We start from the raw sequence: 20,966 nt of genomic DNA, 5'->3' as shown, positions 1-20,966 counted from the left end.
AATGAACCCTGGAGTTCAGATATTGTATTAGTTCCACTATTCAGTCTTAAAACATCAACCGATTAATAAGAGCCCTTTGATTTTACTAACTCATTTTTGTGAGTATCCATAAAATAGAGCTTAAAACTGGCATTTTCCTGCAGGTGTTTATAATTTCTGAAAAGAGTTACCTGATGAGATACTCTCCTTTTCTTAAAATTCTCATTTCATCCATTACTACGCATAAAAGTACTACAGCTTAAAGGATATGTTTAAATAAAACTCGAGTTCACATTTCAATGTGTATCTGGTTAATGGCCTTATTTTTGTTGGCGGACTACTGTTGCTTGTAAAGGGGGCAGACCTTTTTGTAATGTCCTCTTCCTGGATTGCTAAGAGGTTTGGGGTCTCTGAGTTTATAATAGGGCTAACTCTGGTATCGATCGGGACATCTGTGCCTGAGCTTGCCTCCTCCCTTACGGCATCCTTCGAACACGCAAACGGAATAGTTATGGGCAATGTACTCGGGTCAAACATCGCAAACATAGGACTGGTCGTGAGTACCGCTGCCCTTCTGTCCAATGTGAAGACTGAAGAGCTAATGCTTAGAAGAGACGGCTATATAATGTTATTTTCCGCCTTTCTTTTTTTACTTTTTGTTCTGGACTTCAGAATTTCAAGGATCGAAGCCTTAATTTTTCTTTTGCTATATGTTGCCTATCTTCTGTTCCTGCTTGAGAAGGTGAAAAAACACGAAGAAGATATATATTTCAAAGATTTTATGAATTATTTTTTTAAATTTGAATATATTTTTGATTTAAAAGCAAGGATTGAAACAGGTGTTAGAGGGAGAATAGATGAAAAAAGAATAAAGGAAGCCGTAAAAGAGAGCTATGAAGAAAGAGAAAGGGAAAAAGAAACTAAAACCGAAGAAGAGATTCGGATAGAGATTAAAACTTACACTGAAATTAAAGCCGAAAATGAAACCGAGATTAAAAATGAAACTGAAACCGAGATTAAAAATGAAACTGAAACTCTTTCTGAAAGCAGCCTTTTAATAGAGTTAATCAAACTGGTCGCAGGTGTTATTGCCATAATTGTTGGAGCCAGGTACTTTGTAGGGCAGTCAATATTTTTTGCCCTGCTTCTGGAGGTTCCGGAGACTCTTATCGGTATAAGCCTTGTTGCAGTCGGGACTTCTATTCCTGAGCTGATGGTAACGGTTTCTGCAGCCCGAAGCGGCTATGCGAGCATAGCTCTTGGAAACGTAATAGGATCAAATATTTCGAATACCCTTTTGATTCTGGGCTGCTCGGGGCTTGTCCATCCCCTCACAGTAACCGAAATCAGTGTCTATTACATAACGCCTTTCATGCTGCTTATCAGCGTCATGCTCCTTCTCTTCATCCGGACAGGCTGGAGGATCAAGAGGTTTGAGGGGCTTATCCTATTCCTTCTCTACTCCGGATTCATGGTTTTCATCTTCCACCTCGGGTAAGTGACCACCCTGAATTCTGGCCCGCCCGAATTGTGCCTAGGGAGTGCGCGGTCCTTTTCGCTGCGCTCAAGAGGACTGAGAACAACTTTGGTTCTATTTTTAGTTTAAAACGTCTGCCCGCAAATAATACACAGTTGCCATTATCAGACTTCATGAATAAAAGACGAATCTTTAATTATATATATCATTAAAGCAATTGAGATACTGGGCATCTGGAAAGGTCATTAAAGACTTGTTTTTAACTCTTTTTAATAACCCCCCATACCCCCCAACTCCCCAACATCCAGATGCCCAATCCCCATATTACAGATGTCTTTTCAATTCTCTTTTCAATTCTCTTTTCAATTCTCTTTTCAATTCTGGTTGTGGGACAGGAGCCGGAACAACATCATTGGTGTCTTTTACGGAGCTTGCCACGCACGAAGTGCGGCTTTCCCGTAATATCAGAAAAGAAAAAAATGAGTTTTAAGGTGTCAATGTACCGTTTTTAATAAAAAGCAAATTCCCGAAAAAATAATGCAGGATGCTTTTGACTTTAGTCATGAGATGAATGCCGTCAATTTTCTGGTATTCCTTTCATGTTTGGATTTCTCCACTCTGTTTTGGAAACGAATTTCCTCCGCAGGTAACGTACTTTCGTATCTCCCCTCGCCAATGTTGGATATGCTTGTTATGTGTAACACACCGCCCCTATCTCTCAGGACTTTTAATGCTACACGATAGAGCTACAAACTGAGGAAGCATTCGCAGGTATCATGAAATTTCCAACGTAGTCAATTAAGACTCAGGCTGGTCAACCGGGGCACTATTACATGCCTGCCAATTTAGTGACGGGGAGTTGACTGGCTTCCGTGTGTAAACCGTGTGTGAAAAAATCATTTCGTTCTTCTTTTTGTACTTTTTCGGACTGGCCCGAGCTTCGCTCGGTGAAAAGACAGGTTCAAGATAGTGAATATGGTTTTCTGGTTTTTTGGAACATCCATAACTTTATTTTTATTTTTTCAGGCGGCAGCTCCGTCTAACAAACCTTTCACAACCGTTTCCATAAGTTTCTCGCTATCTTCCATGTTTGGCCAGATACCCGACTGTTTAAACGATGCCCGGATTGATGTAGTTCCTAAAAATGAAACACTGCAAACTTCAAAATCAATGCAATTCCCTCCAGGCACCTTTTTGTGGACAATCAACGTTCATCAACAGACTTTATCAAATGGCCCAGTTGACTCACAAACTGCATAAAACATTCTGCAAAATGGTCCGGTGTGAATTTTATCTGGAACTCTCCTTCACAGTAAGCTGGTTTTGAGTCCTGCAACTCGTATTTAACGAGAGTTTCAAATCCGAAATTTGCAGGATCAATATCCGAGATTTCGTGGTGCTGGATATACGCAAGTTGTGTGAACACCTCTCCTGCATCCGACACATACAACTTATCGTCTTCCATTGTAACTACAACACTTAACCTATCCCCATTGGGGTACAGGACAGGTGTATGCACAACAACAGTATTTCTCCTGGACTCAACCTGAAAATCCGCTTCTTTTGCCAACAGCAAAAAACTATCGTTATTCAAACTATCCTTTATGTCAGATGGAAGGCATGCACATACTTTTTGTATAGTAGAAGCACACCCCACTGGTTGAAATCCAGGTGCAAATCCGCAGTATTGCGAAAACCTGTTTATACATGACATAATATTTTTTATACAGTTGCATCATATATAGATATTTCTATACGTGTGCATTTATCGACTATCTCCCAAAAAACATATGCCAAAAAAATGATCTAGTCACATGATGCCCGACACTTCCCCGGAGACTCCTTTAAAAAACAAAAGAGCAAATAATTCGATTCAATGAATATATATTTTTTAATATAATTATAATGTTTGAGTGGTTAGTGTATTGAGTTTACCACACAAAAACACCACTCAAGCTCCACAAACAGACCCTCCTACCCTGCAAACATGGACGAATGCATCTGTCCCCGAATTGCGCCTCGGGAGTACGCGGTCCTTTTCGCTGCGCTCAAGAGGTCTAACTTTTGGCGAAGTTCATTTATTTTTATTTTTCAGGCGGCAGCTCCATCTAACAAACCCTTCACAACCGTTTCCATAAGTTTCTCGCGATCTCCCCGAGACTTCCTTTGTTTAGATTCGAGTTCATCACACAAACCCATGTCTGATAGAGGGAGTTCATTTTCCCTTTCCGTTTTTATAAAAATTAATTTGTGTACCCATTCCTTTTGGTTATGGGATAGAAACCGGAGCAAAATCATTAGGTCTTTAACGGAGCTTGTCACGCACGAAGTGCGGCTTTCCCGTAAAATAAGAAAAGTAAAAAATAAGTTTTAAGGTGCCATTGTGACAGTTTTTTTATTATAGAAAGCTCACTGAATTCTGTGTGTGAAAAATATTTCTTTTTGCTTTTGCTTTTTCGGACCGGCCCGAGCTTGCGCTCGGTGAAAATACAGGTTCAAGATAGTGAATATGGTTTTTCGGGACGATTTTCACAACTCTATTTTTATATTTCGGCGGCGGCCCCTTCTAACAAACCCTTCACAACCGTTTCCATAAGTTTCTCGCTATCTTCCCGCGCCTTCCTAAGTTTTGATTCGAGTTCATCACACAAACCCATGAGCTGTTAGAGAGGATTTTACCCCCCTCTCTCCAGTTCCTGATAAATACTGCTGAACTGATCCAGTGCAACTTCAAGGTTTTCAACAATTTCTGCTGCAATCACATTAGGAGCAGGCAGGTTTTCTGAATCTTCAAGGCTTTCATCCTTGAGCCAGAAAATGTCCAGGTTGACTTTGTCCCGCTGGATGAGTTCATCATAAGTGAAGCAGCGAAAATGTTCGGTTTCAGTTCTTGCATTTATATTGTCGGGATTGTAACATTTGATGAAGTCTTCAAGGTCTTCAAAGCGGAGTGAGTTTGTTTTGAGGGTGAAGTGCATGTTGGTCCGGAGGTCGTAGATCCAGAGCTTTTCGGTCCACGGTTTGCTTCTGCCAGGCCGGTTGTCAAAGAAGAGCACGTTTGCTTTTACGCCCTGGGCATAGAAGACGCCGGTAGGCAGCCGAAGAAGGGTATGGACATTGCAGTCGTGGAGCAGGCGCTTTCTGACGATTTCCCCGGCTCCACCTTCGAAAAGCACGTTGTCAGGAAGGACAATTGCGGTTTTTCCTGTGACCTTGAGGAGGGTCCTGACGTGCTGGAGGAAATTGAGCTGCTTGTTGGAGGTGGTTGCAACGAAATCGTCCCGCTCGTAGGTCAGGGACTCCTTCCCAGCTTTCCCGCCCCCGTTTACGATTGTGATGCTGCTCTTCTTTCCGAAAGGTGGATTTGTCATGATGTAGTCGAAGCGCTCGCCAGGATCTGAGATAAGGCTGTCGTTGACGGTTATAGGACTTTCTTTTCCACCTATGCCGTGCAGGAAGAGGTTCATGACACAGAGCCGGGCGGTGTTGTCCACGATCTCCCAGCCCCGGAAGGTCTTTTCTTTGAGGAACTTCTTCTGGTCCCGGTCGAGCTGGGCTTTCCCGTATTTTTCGGGGCTTGAGATGTAGTCATGCGCTGCAAGGAAGAACCCGCCCGTCCCACAGGCAGGGTCACAGATGGTCTTTTCCGGCTCCGGTTTGAGCACGGCAACCATTGCCTTGATGAGCTGCCTGGGCGTGAAATACTGTCCTGCACCGCTTTTGGTATCCTCGGCGTTTTTCTCAAGCAGCCCTTCATAGATCTCCCCTTTCACGTCCATGTCCATCCCGGTCCACCTTTCCCCATTGATAAGCTCGATGAGCCTTTTGAGCTTCGCCGGGTCCTGGATCTTGTTCTGGGATTTTCTGAAAATGACCCCGAGCATCCCCTTTTCCTTTGCAAGGGTTTCAAGGATGTGCCTGTAGTGAATTTCAAGCTCGTCCCCGTCCTTTGAAACCAGGCTCTTCCAGTCATACCCCTCAGGAATTTCCGAGGCTGCAACCTTTGCAAAAGGCGAATTCACCTTTTCTTCCGCCATTTTCAAAAAAAGTAAATAAGTCAGCTGCTCCACATAATCTCCGTAACTTATTCCGTCGTCCCGAAGCACGTTGCAGTAGTTCCAGAGACGCTGCACGATTGTTGAGGATTCGTTGCTCATTCTATCACCAAATTCAGAAACTGCAAGCAAATTGCATAGCCCACAATCGCCCACTACTTAAAATGCATGCTTTAGCCGTTGAAGATAATTCTGCTTCACCTGAAATCATTTCTTTCAGTTGTTTCATTTTATTGTTTAAGTTTGCGCCGTCTGTGACACTGGCTCTTCGACATCTTTCACACATCAGATATTCAATTTCATTCATTAATAAAGTACATTTTACCCAAATTTTTTTACGTTCTTCTACCAGTGGATAATAGTCCAAATGAAGGATTTTTATTGTTGTTTCAACACGCAAATATTCCCATGATTCTTTTGGAGATGCTGGAAATGGATTTCCAGAATCATCAAAAGTTAAAAGTGGAGGATCATGTGGGTTGGTGGGATCTAAAAGATAAATAATTTCATCGCGTATATCATCTTCAGGGTTCACGGCGATGGGACTGCCTTGTCTCAGGGGGAAATAGTCTGCTTTGCCCCTTGTTTGGCCATCTTCGCCTCTATTTGGTCTGTTTCCAATACTTCCCGATATACGATAGTTTTTCCAATCAAATGCAAGCCACCAATAGCCTTCGCGGTTAGTACCATCCAATTGTTTTGCACGTTTTTTTGGACGAAAATGATCTACGTCATAAAAAGAGTATACTTCTTTTGCTTCTGAATACCAACATTTGTTGTTAGATACATTTAAAAGCCAATCTTTTATCCTTTTATCGCTCCAAAAATTATGGTCATCAATTATTTTTTCCCTCTCTTTTGGCGTTTTTGCTTCTTTTAATTGCTCAGTCAGTTCTTTAGCCTTTTCACACCACTCCGTTGGAGGATTTTTGCTTTCGATATCAATGTATCTCACTCTTTTCTTCCTCCAAAATTTTTTCAATTATTTCTTGAGCAATTAATTGTTGTTTCTTTATCTCTTCAGATGTAAGTACGGGTTTTCTAAATTCATCTCTTGATAACATTGCTTTCACAAATTTATCGTATAGCGGGTCTCTTATTGTCTTTGTAAAATCAAGTGAACCTAGCTCATCTGTGAGTTCCCGCATCTCAAGCAATTCTTCAGAGGTCAACTTAGTTTCAAAAGATTTGAGGAAAATTTCACGTTTTCTATCTAATTTCTGCTGTGTTTCAATATCTAAAGTTGTACTAAGTCCAAAAAGTTCACTGGTTAATAATGCAGCTACTCCCATTCCTTTTGGATCTACTTCTGGGTTTCTTGTTAGTATCTTATTAGATTTTTTGTCTTCTTCAAAAATAATAACTTGGTCTTTTACAAGACCACTTATAACAATAGGGTCATGTGTAGAGATAAGAATGTGACTGGTTTTGTTTTTACCAACGACTTTCTCCAGTAAATTTAGATATTCTAACTTCCACACAGGATTCAAATGAGTATCGGGTTCATCAAGCAAAAACAAAGATTCTTCGTCTTGAGTGAATTTTAGTAACCCAAGTACTGTAAGTAATTGTTGTTCTCCTTCACTTAATTCTTTGAAAATGAGTTTGCAATTAGAGCTTTCTTTCTTAACTTTTATCTGGACTTCACTAATTAGCTCTGAAATGTACGTACTTTCAAGTATTTTAAAAAAATCCGTATTACTTTCATACTTTTTTGTCAGTTCTTTAAGCTTTTCTTCATTTTGAATAAACAAATACAGATGTTCTTCCCTTTTCGTTTTGTTGTATTCTGGATAAACTGTTTCTGTATTATAAATTGGGGCTAAAGAATATTTGTAAAGTTCACTTAAGAAGCTTTGTACCACACCCTTTGCATTCCAGAAACGTTTATCCCCTTCTTTACTTTTCCAACGAGGTTTTTTGAGTACGAATAAAATAGATTCTAATCCCGAAATATCTAGGCACTGATGTAAAAAATCCCGAGAGTCTTGGTCGCCGTATAGAAAATACGAAAGTAATACGAATTGACTGTGAACGAGTCTTGCATAAAATAAGGGTCGCAGAGGTTTGTCATTATTTTTCAAAAGGTCGTCATAAAATTTCTTTTGGTGTGTATTAAAATGACTTTCTAAACGCTCGCTATTTCCTGAATAGTATGCAAAAAGATAATTTGGCAGGTACTTTCTGTTTGGTATATTCTTTTTATCAACTTGCCTGTTCTCTTCATTAAATTTTGAGAATGAAATATTTTTTCCATTAACTACTATTGCATAATTCCTTTTTTCGGGTTCTGCCTTTATACGGATTTTATTTCCTTTACAAAAGTAGTTCAGGTCATATTCAAAAACTGGAGGATTGCCTAAATCTAAATCTCGATAAATTATGACGATGGCTTCAATTAAATTGGATTTTCCCATCCCATTATGACCGATCAAAACAGTAGTCATCTGCTCTTGATCAAAGTCAATTTGAAAATCTTTTAAATTTTTAAAATCTTTTACCCAAAGCTTCTCCAGTTTCATTCACCGATCTCCAAATATACATCAATATCATTTGGGCGCCTTTCAATTATTCTGCCTTTTTCTACTTCAACTTTCAAATTCTCATAAAAATCTATAATGTCGAGCTTGGATAACTGCCAAAGTTCTTTTGGTGTTAAAGAACTATTCGATGAACTGAGTATTTCATATAACTTTATATTCTGAATATCTGCTTCTGAATTTTTCATCTCTTTTATCCCCTTTCTCTTTAATTTACTTGTAGGTTTTCTTTTTGTTTTGTTAGAAGCCTCAAGTTCGGTTTTTTCCTTATCTATTTTCTCAAGAAGGACAGAGGCAGGTTCATCATTCGGGTCCTGGGATACAAGTTTGCCTTCGAAGGCTTTTTTAAGGATAGACTGGCGCAGTTTTTCTGCCTGAATCATGGATTGGTCTATGGTTTTTTCGATCTGGTCGATGACTGAGAAACGGCGCTCTATTTCGGAGACGATTCGGTTTTGTTCGGCGAGAGGAGGAAGAGGAATCGGTAAATTTACTATTGTACTTTGGTTTATTTTTGGCATACTTCCAGCTGTGCCTGTAGCTCTTTTTTCAAAGTACTTACGTGAGAATTTGCTGTTAATCACCATGTGTAGAAAATCAACCTTGGTTTTTGGATGTACTTTCATTTTCATCATAAGGTCTGGATAAATGAAGGCATTCGAAGCTCCTTTGTAAACTGCAGCAACTCCAACATACTCAATAGTGTTTCCTCTTTGAATCAATAGGTCATTTTCTTCAAGCCATAAATGAGAATTAGCATCTATCTCTTCATCGATGTATTTAAAGCAGTCATCTCTAAATTTTCCGGAGGTAGTTGCAGTTAATGTAAGGGCTCGGACATTTGTGACATGTTTTACTGGTTTTGGAGAATAACCATTTCTAGGACCAAAAGTTAATACTTCTCCTAATCGAATCCATTTCCATGAATCAGGTAACTCAAAAAGATTTTCTTCTGTATTTATTGAAACTAATTTCTTGCCATCGATTTTACCCTTTATTAGATCTGCTCTAATAGTTTCAATCAATTTTAAAGCTGGTTCATCTGCTGGATCTTGTTGAATGAGCTTTCCCTGAAGCGTAAGTTTGAGAACCATCTGCCTGTAATTTTTAATCTGCACCTTCGCCTTTTCAAGCGCCTGAACTCCGGCATCCAGATCGGTGAAAAGTTCTTCTATTTTCTGGACTATGCGGTGCTGTTCGGGGAGAGGTGAAATAGGTATAGAAAGAGCATATGCGTCATTTCTATTTAATCCGGGGATTGCTGTTGATTTATCAAGAGAACCAAGATTAAGTGTTTTAAGTAAATAATACAAAAATGAAAAGTCCACACTTTTGGGAGGGATGACATAATAAGTGGTGTCAATAGGCCAGCAAGAAATATTTGATTTGTGAACCACTCCTGCAGAACCCTTTCTTCCCACGATCAAGCAAGGCTCTTCTACTAATGCAATAGAATGATAGCCGATGATTCCGTTTGATCCAAAAACTGGAAAATTTCCTATTTTATCCCTTTTTTCCTTTGGAAGGCCCTTTCCATATTCAAATGAAATAATATCTCCGATTGTTGTCCAGCACCACTTCTCAGGGAGCGCCGGTAGATTTTCAGTATCAGTCATCTGGGTTCTCCGTGCGTTTTTAAAAGAACTTAATTTATATAATCGTTCTCTTTTGGTTGTGGGATAAAGCCGAAGTAAGATTGTTTGTGTCTTTAAGGAGAGTGCTTACGCTTAAAATTATTGCCCGTTAAGCGTTAGCTCAGTGGTGAAAAAGAGTCAAAGTTGAGCTTTGGAGACTTTCCTTTATTTCTGTACACACATAAGTAACATTGATGCTTAATTGTTTTTCAACATATATTCACAATATCCATATGAGGGTATGATAACGAATGAAAGCAAGGTAACATCCGAGAAAAAACCTATTTTTATCTTTGTTCTTACCTTCGGCAGGTCGACATTTAATTTTTGATATTTTTGATGATGGCGATTTTGAAATGATGCTCCGTAATTGTGTGTAGTTGTTAGGTTTACATATGACCAATTATTAATCTATCATACTAAACTTTAATGAAAAAATGATTCAGTGCATATATAGGTCGTGAGAGTTGGGTCACACGTTAACCAGCTTTAAACATAATAAATAGTGGTCTAATGTTCTAAAACGGTATCGGGAATAATGTTCTAATTTCTAATGTCGACCTTCCGAAAGTAAGAACTTTGCTTTACCATTTATATATACAGAAGAACGGGGCTGGAATTGAAATTTCCTGTACGTTTATATCCCTTTTCATTGAACTATATTGTGTCAAGTGTTGAAATATCTGGAAATTCCCCGGCATTTAAAAGAAAGAGAGCGTCTTTTGTTTTTTATCGGAGGTATTTATGATATCTATCGGTCCATCTTCGTAAATGTGGCCGAATTTATCTGGAAAATAGCTTAATGAGAACTTACGGTGTAACTTAAGCTTTTGATCCCAGGGCTTCAGTCTAATATCTTCCATAACTCTGGCAGCTTGAATTCCAAACCAGACTTTAGTTTCCCGATTTGCTTTTGCTTCTACTGCTGTAAATACTGAGCCTAAAAGTAGATCTGTTAGTTGCAGTAATTCATTTTCAGAAGTATATGGCCCTTTTTTAGGACATTTAACGCATTTTACATCTTCAGGCATATGAACAATTGGACCGTTTTCATTTTGAATTTCTATTTGCCACTTAAGGTAGTCCTCAAAGTTATCGTTATTAATCCCATCAGGTATTACTCCTTTAGAGCGGCGTGTTTTTTCATCGGAGTAGATGTCAAGGTTTATCTCAGAATAGTTTTTAAAGAACCATGAGACTCCACTTCTTATTGCCATAAAGGTAAAACGATTGTAAGCATGGAATTCTTTTGGAAATCTGCTATTTTCATACATTGGATGTTGCGTGTCTACAGCCAGTACATTAAAAAATGCTCTTTTAGCCCACTTGTTTTTCCACAACTTGAACCAGCCTTTTGCAACCCGCGTTTTACCACCGTATTCTCCTTCAAAACTTTTCTGAAACTCTTTAAAATGGATCTCCCCATAGTAATTCTCACTTTGCCTTATCTCTTCTAAATCCTTGCATATTTCAGCTATATTATTCTCATTGATCCAAAAAAGTCCCGTGTAAACCCATTTAGTGGTCCCATAGCCTCCGCTTTCGTCATGATATACAATAAAACTTTGAGATTTAGCACAATCTCCAGAAAAAGTTGTTTGAGACATTCTATCACCGTATTTTTCCGCGAATTATCCTGTCAGTACTTCACTCAACTCTCCCATAATTCCCACCAGCTCCTCCCCGAACAGCTCATAAGCCTTAAACGCTCCTCCTTTCCTGTTAAAAGGCACATTCTCAAAGTCCTCAACCACAATATCCAGTGAGGACGCAATATGATCCCTGATCATTCTGAGCCATTCATTCTGTTCTTCTGAAAAGGTCCTGCCTGAGGATTCCTGGGCTGAGAGCCATTTTTCGAACCTTGATTCGACTGTATCGGGGAAGGGTTCGAGGATGTCGGATTCTCCGAGTTCGAAGCGGAGGATGGAGATTATATTGGTGAGGAGTTTGCCCGGAGTTGCCTGTTTGACTTTTGACCTATCTAGGGCTTCGTAGGCTTTCCAGAGTTTTTCCGGGGTCAGGTAGTATGGAGGCTTTTCTATGGATTCGGCGAGCTGCTTGATTGCGCGGTGGGTGAGGTGTCTTTTGTCGTAGGGGCTGCTGTAGAGTATCTGGAGGGCTGTGAGTTCGTTTTTGTTTTCCTCGATGAACTTGTGGAAGCTTTCTACGGTTTGGTGGGCTTTTTCCTTTGCATCGGCGTCAAAGCCTGCGTAGATGAGTCTATCTTCGCTGACCGTGTCTATAGTCTGTTCGCTTTTGCGGTGCAGGTCGATCAGGAGGTTTCTGAGAGCCGGGGAGTCAAAAGGAGCACAGGCTTCGTAGGCAAGGGTTTCTCTGGCTTTTTCGAGCTGGGTGGGTGAGGGGGAGTCGGTGTTGAAGAGGGTTTTAGCTTTTGCTTCTTTGAGGTCAGGGTCAAGGGCATCAAGGAGAGAGTTTGTCAGGGCGCTCAGAGATTTGCCGCCGGATTTCTCCAGGATTTTTTCTCTTTCGTAGGGAGTGATTTTCCGGTCAAGCCGGGCGAGGCGGCCAGCAAGAGTTGTCAGGGTATCTTCGTCCCGGCTGCCGAAGGCAACCTGGGTCAGGAGTTTATCAAAAGGAACGGTCTTTTTTCTCTCAAGGGGGCGGGAATCAGTCTTGTCGCTTTCGCAGACCCCGACAGCGTCCACGATCACAAAATGGGTCTTTCCTGTAGTGCAGTCCGAGCTTATTTCCTTGATATCTTCGGGGTTTATTGTACGGGTGCCCCTGCCTTTCATCTGCTCAAAATAAACGCTTGAACGGACGTCTCTCATGAAAAGAACGCATTCCAGAGGTTTTATGTCCGTGCCTGTGGAGATCATGTCTACGGTTACGACGATGCGGGGATCAAACCTGTTCCTGAAATCCTTGATCAGGTTTTTGGGGTTTTCGCCTGTGACCCGGTAGGTTATTTTCTTACAGAAATCATTGCCTTTTCCGAATTCTTCCCTGATAACCTCGACAATATCTTCGGCATGGGAGTCATCTTTTGCAAATACAAGGGTCTTTGGGACTTCAGACCTGCCGGGGAAGATTTCTGTGAAGAGTCTTTCCTTAAAAGTCCTTATCACGGTCCTGATCTGGTCTTTTGAGACTACCGAGCTGTCGAGCTGTTTTGCATCATAGGAAAAATCATCGTCAAGCAGTTCCCACCTGAGTTTTCGGGTAAGCTTGTCCCGCCTGTCCACGTAAAATCCGGCTTCGACCTTGCTTCCTTTTTCTGTGATTTCGGTTTTTATTCTGTAGACTTCGTAGCTTACGTTTACGCCGTCTGCAACCGCTCTTTCATGCGAGTATTCCATTACAAGGTTCTGGTTAAAAAAGCCGAGAGTCTGCTTTGAAGGTGTTGCAGTCAACCCTATCGTAAAAGCGTCAAAGTATTCGAGCACCTGCCTCCAGAGGTGGTAGATTGACCTGTGGCACTCATCGGTTACAATAAAATCAAAATACTCTATAGGGATGTCAGGATTATAGGCAATTGTTTTTTCTTCTTCCTCTTCCTTTGTTTTTCCCTTTGTTTCATCTTTTCCTGACAGTTCCACGTTTCCTGATAACTCTGCCCAGTGGTCAAATGCGGATTCTTCTTCAAGTTCCGGCGCCAGTTCCTCTTCCCCTTTAAGCATGGAATATAGCCGCTGAATCGTTGTTATGCACACCTTGCAAACAGGGTCAAGGCTGTTTGAGGTCAGGTTCTGTACGTTATATACTTTTGTAAATAAGCGCCCGTCTCCTGGGATCACATAACTCTGAAATTCACTCAGGGTTTGCTGCCCGAGGTTGTTCCTGTCAACCAGGAAAAGCACTCTTTTTGCTTTTGAAAATTTGATCAGCCTGCTGATAAAACTCACAGCAGTGTAGGTTTTTCCACTGCCTGTTGCCATCTGGATAAGGGCTTTTGGCCTGTTGTTTGCGAACGATTTTTCCAGATTTTCGATTGCCTCGTACTGGCAGTCCCACAATTTTTCCCTGTCCAGCAGAACCAGCCTTGAAGTTTCGATCAGCCTGCTTCTCAGTGTATCTTTTTCTTCAATCCACCCTTTCAGGGTCTCTGGCCTATGGAATGAATAAACTCTGCGCGAGCGCGGTTCAGGATCTCTCCTATCTCTGAAATATGTCTCATCGCCTGTGCTTTCATAGCAAAAAGAGGGAGGCTCGTTTATCGCCAGAAGATTCACTATTTTGCTTTTTGCATACTTTTCGGACTGCTCAGCAACTCCGCTCAGGGTGAATCCTTTTGGTTTTGCTTCAATAATGCCTACAGGCCGCCTGTCAACAAAAAGCAGGTAGTCGGAAAATCCGGCTTTCAGGTGGACTTCTGTGACTGCAACCCCCAGACCTTCGCCCAATTTTATTTCGTTTAAACCTTGAACCTTCCAGCCCGAAAGACCAAGCATCCTATCTATATCTTCACGGGCAATTTCTTCCGGCTTCCTACTGCTTTGCAGAATCATAAACTCTCTTCCAGTTTTTCATCATGGCAGACAATATATATTCATATTGTAAACCTCCTTGAGCCTTAAAATCTTTACTAATTTAATCTGTAGCAGTGCTTCAAATTGCCTTTCGAGTGGAAATTTATGTAAAAAGGTTATCGTGTGTCACTTTTATACTCCGATTAACATTAGACTATTAAACTAAAAGTTAGTACAATTCACTAACTATTATATTCCCGCGTTGCGATTATACATTAAAAATAATATATACCCCGAGTGCATAGTATAACTTGCGTTCTCATCAATTGAACACCCACTAGCAAACAAACACCTACTCCAAAAAGATCTACCCTACACTAAAAGGATTAAAAAACGAAAAATTCTCAACCACAACCCACAAGTCAAATACCTCAAACCTCTTCCCAAACTAAAAAGATTAAAAAACGAAAAACTTTCAACCCACAAGTCAAATACCTCAAAACCTCTTCCCAAACTAAAAAATTAAAAAGTTAAATCTTTTAAACTTCTTAGGAACTTCCAGGTTTTTGAGATGGGAACGCAACCTCTTTTAAAACAAAATTAAAAACAAAATTATTTCTAGTAGTTTTTCGATCTTATCACATTTAGACGGAAAGTAATTTTCAGTGCAGTTCTATTTAACTATTAAATTTCTTGTGTTTTTGAAATTCTTGCATGTATAACCTCTTTTCCGTATGCTTTAGCCTTTTTTATAACTTTTAGATTCTATTATACTCCGATTAACATTAAACTATTAAACTAACAGTTGTCCGTATTCTCTAATGATTATATTCCCACGTTGCGATTATGCGTTAAAAATAATATATACTCCAAGTGCATAGTATAACTTGCGTTCTCATAAATTGAACACTCCTAGCAAAAAACACCTACTCCAAAAAGATCTACACCCACAAAAAAGATTAAAAAACGAAAAATTCTCAACCCACAAATCAAATACCTCAAACCTCTTCCCAAACTAAAAAATTAGAACGTTAAATCCTCTAAACTCCGTTCGAAACTTCCAGGTTTTTCAGATGGGAACGCACCCTTTTTTAAAACAAAATACAAAATTAAAAACAAAATAATTTTTAGTAATTTTTCAATCCTTAGAATCTTTACAATTTGCTTTTTCGTCTTCTTCGACCTTTTTCACTTCTTCATTAACTTTTTTCACTTCTTCATTAACCTTTTTCATAATCCCTTCTGCAGCCATGATTCCGGTTGCTGCGGCATTGACTATGTCCCTTGAGAGCCCTGCGCCGTCTCCTGCGGCAAAGAGGTTTTTGATGCTGGTTTCCATCTGGCGGTCGACTTTCAGATGCATGGCGTAGAACTTGACTTCAGGGGCATAAAGCAAAGTTGAGTCCGAGGCAACACCGGGAACGATCTCGTTTAAGGTCTCAAGGCCTTCGATTATGTCCATGACTATCCTGTGCGGAAGAGCCATTGAGATATCGCCGGGTGTGACATCTTTTAATGTATTTATAACCAGGTTTTTGGCGAGGCGCTCTTTTGTAGACCTGCGTCCGCGCCTGAGGTCGCCCATGCGCTGGAGGACAGGCTTTCCCCCGCCGATTGTTGTTGCGAGTTTTGCTATTGAGCGGGCGTATTTCGTTGTGTTTTCCATGGGCTCGGTCAGTTCTATATGGACGAGGAATGCGAAATTGGTGTTTTCGGATTCCGTGTTTGCCATCGAATGGCCATTGGTCGCAATGAAGTCTTCATATTCTTCCTTAACGACAAAGCCGCGCCGGTTTGTGCAGAAAGTCCTGACAAAGTCATCATAGCGGCGGGTCTGGATATGAAACTTGGGGTCCCGGTTGATTTTCGTTACAGGGTCCATAATAATTGCAGGGACTTCCACCCTGACTCCTATGTCAATCCCTCCGTAACGAGCTTCCAGATCATGTTTCTCAATCATTTCCGAGACCCAGTTGCAGCCCCTTCTTCCCGGTGACAGTAGCATGTACCGCGCACGGACAACTCTTCCGCCTGAGAGTATAACACCTTTGCACGTTCCGCCCTCAACAAGTAGGTCCTGGACTTCGGTCTCAATCAGGAAGTTCACACCTTTATCAACAAGGTCCTGTTTGAAGCGCCTTATGACTGCAGGGGCATTGTCCGAACCTATATGTCGCTGCTTGATCTCTATAAACCGGGCTCCGACCGAGGCAGCCCTGCGTTTTAGCTCCTCTATTTCCGGGCCTTCAGTCAGGAGAGCCCCCTGAGGCGCTCCGAATTTAAGGAAAACTTTATCGACCCTATCAACCAGTTCCCAGGCTTCAGCCTGGTCTCCGGTCAGGGCTGCAAGATCTCCTCCTATGTCAGGCCGCAGGTTCAGGGTCCCATCTGAAAAAGTCCCGCAGCCCCCAACCCCGCACATAATATCGCAGGGCGTACAATGCGTGCAGTAGCTCTGGGTTTTCATAGGGCATGTGCGTTTGTCAATGTCCCTGCCCATATCAATAACAAGAGTTTTCAGCTTCCCGGCTGCAAGCTCATAAGCTGCAAACATCCCCGCCTGCCCTGCCCCTATGATTATGACATCGTATCCCGAATTTATCTCGCTTTTCCCTGAAGCATGATTTTCAATACCCATGGGCAAAACTCCTTTCTAATTCTAAATATGAAGTTTTAAAAATATGAAGCCTCAAAAAGCCTGAAAACTCTTTTGAAATTTAAATAGAAAACCCTTAAGAATCCTCTGAAAATCCTCCGGATTCTTCAATTGTAGAATAAAATCTTCAATTGCATATTATGCTCTAAATATTATATAATCCTGATTTGTGTTTGTACCCTCTCACTACACAGGGCCTTCCGGGCATAAATCCATACATAATTCAGGTGTGAGAATCATGCCCAGAAATCTGGCAAGAACTGTCCTCTAACCGCCCCATGCTTCAGAATCCGTTTTCGGATAATACTGCTTTAAAATACTGCTTTAAATTCCTTATATGGCTATTGCCATTTTGAATTGAAGGCAATGAAGAATACAAGAGCCATAAACATAAACATAAACATCAGTATCAATATTAATCTCTGCAAACTATTCCCCCAGTATTACAGATAATTTTATTAGACCTTTCTATTTTGGATACCAACTATTGTAGATAAATGGGACTCTCAGTATAAGTAACTTCCATATGATTTTGAAGAAGAATGTAATTTGTAAGTCATTGTCTGACCTCGGATATTGATCCCGATTCCATTTTGGAATAAATAATTAAAACTGAGACAATGAAATAGGGCTGAAACCTGCCCCTGTCTTCAATTTACTCTCCGGATAATCAGTTTTCTCACAGCCTTTTTCATGCCTTCTGCTTCAACGACTCCGGTTTCTTTGCTTTCGAAAAGCTCGGTCCAGACCTTGAAGTGGTAGTCACTGCCTGCCCCAAGATCCCTTATTCGGATCTCAATGGGCTTTTCTTTCGTAGCTTCCTTTTGCCCTGCGAGTTTGTGGTGAAAGGTTTTTGATGCAGCCTTTTCCGGGGAAGGAGCCGAGATGACTCCAATCATTCCCCCATTTTCGTCCGTGGCAATGAAGGTCTTTTCCTTTTTCTCCTGCCCTGCCTGAGGTTCCTGTTTTATGGTTTCCCGCCTGAGCTGTCTCCTTACTCTGTCAAGGGCATCTCCGACGTCCTTTTTTTCCGGGACCTGCCTCAAGGCTCTGGCTTCAGAAAGGTGCTTTTCTTTTTTCTCGGGTGGGATGTAGGGGGCTTTTCCAAGGAGTTCATGCAGGAGCATGATTGCAGCATGCTTGTCAAGGGGTTCGTTGTTGTTCCCGCATTTGGGAGACTGGATACAGCCAGGACAGCCGCTTTCGCAGGGGCAGCTTTCAATGGCTTTTAAGGTGCCGTCGAGGACCTCTTCAATCAGGTCATAGCCTTTCTCTGCATACCCTACTCCTCCCCTGTGCCCATCATAGATGAAGATCCCGCTTTTGCCTCCGAGGTCCGGATGGGAGGGAGTTGAAACCCCTCCTACATCGCTCCTGTCCACAAGCAGGTGCAGAGGATACATGGAAATCATCGCATGCTCAACAGCATGGATCCCGCCTGCAAAGTCAAGTTTATGCTGTTCTATCAGCTCCTGCAGCCTGTTTGGGAGCTTAAGCCAGAGGGCAACTGTCTGGAGGGTTATCGGAGGCATCTCAAGGTCATGGGCACTCATGGTCTCGTCGCTGTGAGTCCGGATTTTCCTGTACCCTATAATCGTGTCCGTTACTTCCACATCCCCAAGCCCTGCCTCCACCTCGGGAGCGTGCCGGAGCGATTTTACCGCATAGGTCTCCCGCACCAGGACTGACGAATCGATCATGGGTTTTGTGTAGTAGCTGTCGTGCGTCTTTACGGTGTGTATCTCCTTTTTCTCATTGTCGACCCTGTTTATGTAGAAGGGTTCTCCCCTGTGCATGTAGACCGCGCCCGGATGGCATTCCCGGAAAGCCAGGGTCTCCTCTATGTCCTTTTCGAGAGGAAAGCTTTTTTCCCCTTCAACGGCGAGAAGAGAGTAAGTATTATTATCTATCCCACGAAGGGAGACTTGTTTGTAAGGGAAAGGGTCAGTGGAATATTTCAGGTCGCTGCCTGCAAGCAGCCCTTCTGCTTCCAGAAGCTCAACTACTCTTGAATATCCTTTCCCGAAATACTTTTCATCGGATATCCTTAGAGGGATTTCCTTTGCTGCACAGAGCAGGTGTCCTGCAAGGATATAGGGGTTTTTAGGGTTAAGCACTGCATTTTCGCTGCTTCTTGCAAAAAAGTCGTCCGGGTTTCTCATGTAATACTGGTCAAGGGCATTTGTGCCGGCTACCATAAGGACAAGGCTTTCGTTTCCGCTCCTGCCTGCCCTTCCCGCCTGCTGCCTTGCGCTCATGACCGTGCCGGGATAGCCGTCAAGGATGCAGGCATCAAGCCCTCCTATATCTATCCCGAGTTCGAGGGCATTTGTGGAAATGACACCCCTGAGTTCCCCTGAATTCATTTTCTTTTCGACCTCTTCCCTCTCCCTGTCAAAATAACCACTCCTGTAAGAGCAAACAGCCGAAGAGAGTCCCCGTTCCCTCAAAAGTTCCCTGCAGCTCTTATACATGCGCTCTACTCCCTGCCTGGATCGCGTAAAGGCAAGGGTCTGGAGTCCTGCCTGGACTGCCCGCGTAAAAAGGGTTGAGGTTTCGGAAAAGCTGCTTTTCCTGACTGTATTCCCCTTTCCGTTCAGGTATAATGGAGGGTTCCAGAACACAAATTTCTGGGGACCATGGGAAGAGCCGTTATTCTCAACCACCTCTGCTTCCTTTCCCAGCAGGGTTTCTGTATGCTCTTTCGGGTTCCCTATCGTTGCCGAACAACAGATGAACTGAGGGGAAGCCCCATAATGTTCAGCAACCCGGATAAGCCGTCGGAGCACGTTTGCCATATTACTCCCTATAACTCCCCTGTAGTAATGGCTCTCGTCAACAACAATGAATTTGAGGTTCGAAAAAAAGCGTCTCCAGAGGTGGTGCCAGGCAAGGAAACTCATGTGCACCATTTCAGGGTTTGTGAAAACAATATTCGTCTGACCTTCCCTTATTTCCTTCTTCTGGGCTGCATTCAGGGCGCCGGTATAACGGGCTATGCCTGCTCCGGAATTCAGTGCCCCTTCAAATTTAAGGAAGGCTTTTAACTGGTCGTTTACAAGGGCGTTTAAAGGAGAGATATACAGGGCAGTAGCCTCAGGGTCTTTCATGACAGTTTCAAAAATAGGGACCATGTAAGTAAGGGACTTTCCGCTCGCCGTGCTTGTGCAGAGCACTATGTCTTTTCCTTCCCGGACCTTTTTGATCGCTTCAGCCTGATGGAAGTATAAAGATTCGATTCCAATACCTGAAAGGGCAGCTTTTACCTGTGCCTTCAGCTCAAGAGGTAAATAAAATGCGTTCCTTGCGGGGGTTTCTTCAATATGAACGATCTGGTTTTCGTATCGGCTGGAAGCTTTTATTTCATTCAACAGGCGGGAAATATCCATTTTTCGGCTCCAATTTTTTTCCACTTTGTATTTCCACTTTGTATTTCCACTTTGTATTATACCTTATGTTCTAGTAGTCCACTACGGGAGGATTGATATTTTGATACCTTTATTTTCCCGGTGTGGATGAAAATTACGCTTTAATTTGCCCGAAGCCCAACGGCCCAGGCGGGGAGCGGCACGGGATAAAAGATCTGAAATATGCCTGTCCAACCCGCTCTTGAATAATATTAACCTATTGACTGGGTACCTGGGATTTTAAAATGGCAGAGTTATGGCTCTGCGGTACGCCCCGAGTTTCGCTGCCCGAGTTTCGCTGCCCGAATTGCGCTTTGGGATCTCAGGAAATCGAAGATTTTCTGGGAGTTGCGATGTAATCGCAACAGTACGCGGTCCTTTTCGCTGTGCTCAAGAGGACTACTTTATGGGTTTTAACAGTGAGCTTTGCTCAAAAGGATTAAATTACGATTTCTTTGACCCGTATAACCTTATTCGGCATACCGTGTCGTTCCTGTCACGCTCGACGCAGGAGAGCGGTCTTTACAAGAAGAAAAAAAGAAGAAAACCATAAAGCAAAAACTATCGAAAAAGCCATAAAAACAACAAAAACGAACAAATCAAATGGCAATGTGCCTCATTTTCTGTAAAATCACAAATCTCAATAAGTTATTGGGGGAAAAATCCCGCATCAAGAGAACCAAATTTCATTCAGTACGCAATAATTTGACTTTGAATTGTCGGATAAGTCAAGGGGATTACTCCCCCCTTCTCTCCTAAGAACCGTACGTGAAAGTCTCCCTTCA

General features: G+C 42.0%; 10 protein-coding genes. 1 reads left to right on the top strand and 9 read right to left on the bottom strand.

The window, feature by feature from the left end:
* The first annotated feature begins 280 nt into the window (after window positions 1-280).
* Window positions 281-1,477, top strand: a complete 1,197-nt coding sequence (locus tag PHF18_RS11200) for a calcium/sodium antiporter (protein WP_300102682.1) — start codon at window positions 281-283, stop codon at window positions 1,475-1,477.
* A gap of 1,183 nt (window positions 1,478-2,660) precedes the next feature.
* Here PHF18_RS11200 and PHF18_RS11195 read toward each other — a convergent pair.
* The 9 genes from PHF18_RS11195 to PHF18_RS11155 all read right to left on the bottom strand — a co-directional run bounded on the left by PHF18_RS11195 (window position 2,661) and on the right by PHF18_RS11155 (window position 20,163).
* A complete protein-coding gene (locus PHF18_RS11195) occupies window positions 2,661-3,026 on the bottom strand; it encodes a DUF1828 domain-containing protein (RefSeq protein ID WP_300102679.1) in 366 nt (121 codons plus the stop codon).
* 1,105 nt (window positions 3,027-4,131) lie between these two features.
* Window positions 4,132-5,613 carry a class I SAM-dependent DNA methyltransferase gene (locus PHF18_RS11190; protein ID WP_300102677.1) on the bottom strand — a complete coding sequence of 494 codons (1,482 nt, stop codon included), beginning with the start codon at window positions 5,611-5,613 and terminating at the stop codon, window positions 4,132-4,134.
* 13 nt (window positions 5,614-5,626) lie between these two features.
* Window positions 5,627-6,466, bottom strand: a complete 840-nt coding sequence (locus PHF18_RS11185; protein WP_300102674.1) for a hypothetical protein — start codon at window positions 6,464-6,466, stop codon at window positions 5,627-5,629.
* Window positions 6,453-8,033, bottom strand: coding sequence for an AAA family ATPase (locus PHF18_RS11180; protein WP_300102671.1), 1,581 nt, complete (start codon window positions 8,031-8,033; stop codon window positions 6,453-6,455). Before PHF18_RS11180 ends, PHF18_RS11185 begins: the two co-directional genes overlap by 14 nt.
* Window positions 8,030-9,667, bottom strand: a complete 1,638-nt coding sequence (locus tag PHF18_RS11175; RefSeq protein ID WP_300102670.1) for a restriction endonuclease subunit S — start codon at window positions 9,665-9,667, stop codon at window positions 8,030-8,032. The genes PHF18_RS11180 and PHF18_RS11175 overlap by 4 nt, the downstream gene beginning before the upstream one ends.
* A gap of 719 nt (window positions 9,668-10,386) precedes the next feature.
* Complete coding sequence (locus tag PHF18_RS11170) at window positions 10,387-11,292, bottom strand: DUF3800 domain-containing protein (RefSeq protein WP_300102667.1); 906 nt, start codon at window positions 11,290-11,292, stop codon at window positions 10,387-10,389.
* Window positions 11,293-11,316: 24 nt separating this feature from the next.
* Window positions 11,317-14,157, bottom strand: coding sequence for a type I restriction-modification enzyme R subunit C-terminal domain-containing protein (locus PHF18_RS11165; protein WP_300102664.1), 2,841 nt, complete (start codon window positions 14,155-14,157; stop codon window positions 11,317-11,319).
* 1,099 nt (window positions 14,158-15,256) lie between these two features.
* Window positions 15,257-16,756: an NAD(P)/FAD-dependent oxidoreductase gene (locus PHF18_RS11160; RefSeq protein WP_300102661.1), complete on the bottom strand. Its 1,500-nt coding sequence runs from the start codon at window positions 16,754-16,756 to the stop codon at window positions 15,257-15,259.
* Window positions 16,757-17,424: 668 nt separating this feature from the next.
* Window positions 17,425-20,163: a DEAD/DEAH box helicase gene (locus tag PHF18_RS11155; RefSeq protein WP_300102658.1), complete on the bottom strand. Its 2,739-nt coding sequence runs from the start codon at window positions 20,161-20,163 to the stop codon at window positions 17,425-17,427.
* Between the last annotated feature and the right edge of the window lie 803 nt (window positions 20,164-20,966).

The organism is Methanosarcina sp. (assembly GCF_028693135.1).
In the GTDB taxonomy this organism is placed as follows: domain Archaea; phylum Halobacteriota; class Methanosarcinia; order Methanosarcinales; family Methanosarcinaceae; genus Methanosarcina.
This window is presented reverse-complemented; position numbering and strand designations above follow the sequence as displayed.

Excerpts from the sequence above, each read along its gene's own strand:
- PHF18_RS11175 (WP_300102670.1), bottom strand. The coding sequence starts at position 9,667 with ATGACTGATACTGAAAATCTACCGGCGCTCCCTGAGAAGTGGTGCTGG.
- PHF18_RS11170 (WP_300102667.1), bottom strand. The coding sequence starts at position 11,292 with ATGTCTCAAACAACTTTTTCTGGAGATTGTGCTAAATCTCAAAGTTTT.
- PHF18_RS11165 (WP_300102664.1), bottom strand. The coding sequence starts at position 14,157 with ATGATTCTGCAAAGCAGTAGGAAGCCGGAAGAAATTGCCCGTGAAGAT.
- PHF18_RS11190 (WP_300102677.1), bottom strand. The coding sequence starts at position 5,613 with ATGAGCAACGAATCCTCAACAATCGTGCAGCGTCTCTGGAACTACTGC.
- PHF18_RS11180 (WP_300102671.1), bottom strand. The coding sequence starts at position 8,033 with ATGAAACTGGAGAAGCTTTGGGTAAAAGATTTTAAAAATTTAAAAGAT.
- PHF18_RS11155 (WP_300102658.1), bottom strand. The coding sequence starts at position 20,163 with ATGGATATTTCCCGCCTGTTGAATGAAATAAAAGCTTCCAGCCGATAC.
- PHF18_RS11160 (WP_300102661.1), bottom strand. The coding sequence starts at position 16,756 with ATGGGTATTGAAAATCATGCTTCAGGGAAAAGCGAGATAAATTCGGGA.